This window comes from Burkholderia sp. BDU5, assembly GCF_001522845.1.
Lineage (GTDB): Bacteria > Pseudomonadota > Gammaproteobacteria > Burkholderiales > Burkholderiaceae > Burkholderia > Burkholderia mayonis.
Genome location: NZ_LOWC01000138.1, coordinates 1 through 608 on the forward strand (window position 1 = coordinate 1; position 608 = coordinate 608).

At 62.5% G+C, this 608-nt stretch carries 1 protein-coding gene; it reads right to left on the reverse strand.

Annotation, left to right across the window (positions count from 1 at the left end; translation table 11 throughout):
- Positions 1-54: 54 nt before the first annotated feature.
- A partial coding sequence (locus WS69_RS21200) for a group II intron maturase-specific domain-containing protein (RefSeq protein ID WP_197419291.1) occupies positions 55-608 on the reverse strand: 554 nt, incomplete at its 5' end.

Consider the following 608-nt stretch of genomic DNA (forward strand, 5'->3'; position numbering starts at 1 on the left):
CCTCCCACACCACCCGGCATGCGGGTCCGCACCGGGCGGTTCGAGTAGTTGAGGTCAGGTGAGGCGAGGCCTGCCCAGGCGATCAAAGTAGGCAATCGTCAGGACGTGATGCAGCCCGGTCATGCTGTTGTGCCACGAGCGACGGCTGAGGGCCGCCACCGATTGGGCCACGCTTGGCTTGGCCCCAAGCTTGAGCAGCTCCCGGTATATCGTCTTGCCGCGCCGCCAATGCTTCAGATGGAGCGCGCGCATCCGCCGGCGCATCCACTCGTCCAGCTGTTGCCAGCGGCGATAGGTCTGCGCCAATTGGAAGTACGCTTTCCAGCCCAGCATGTAGCTGCGCAGCCGCTCGATCACTTCGCTTATGCTGCGCCCGCCGGATCGGCCGGTGAGCTGCCTGATCCTTTGCTTGAACGTCTCCAACGCCTTGTCTGACACGATGCGTTTGATCTCGCCTTTCCGAGTTTCCCATGGGGCGTACCCCAGAAACTTGCGACCCAAGACGCTTGCCACCGCACTCTTCGATTCGTTGATCTTCAGGTGCAGCTTGTCATAACAGCGCTTGAGTCGTGCCATCACCCGCTCGCCAGCCTTCCGGCTGCGCACGT